1 protein-coding gene is annotated in these 202 nt (G+C 68.8%); it reads right to left on the bottom strand.

From position 1 onward, the window contains the following. A partial coding sequence (locus AAIR21_RS28335; protein WP_434682906.1) for a hypothetical protein occupies positions 1 to 191 on the bottom strand: 191 nt, incomplete at its 3' end. Positions 192 to 202 lie beyond the last annotated feature (11 nt).

Consider the following 202-nt stretch of genomic DNA (forward strand, 5'->3'; position numbering starts at 1 on the left):
TCTGCGAGATAGCGCCAGGTCTGCGGCGCGTACAGCAGCGGCAGGGTAAGGATGACCGCGCCTGCCAGGCAGAGCGTCATGAATGGCGTGGGGCGCAGGGCCGCGCTCAGCGCCTGACGGGATACAGGAGCCGCCAGCAGCAGCAGCACGGCAGCCAGCATCCACGCCAGCACGCTCTGCGGTATCATCATGCCGCTGCCGG

Source organism: Enterobacter sp. PTB (assembly GCF_051130085.1).
Classification (GTDB): Bacteria; Pseudomonadota; Gammaproteobacteria; order Enterobacterales; family Enterobacteriaceae; genus Enterobacter; species Enterobacter ludwigii.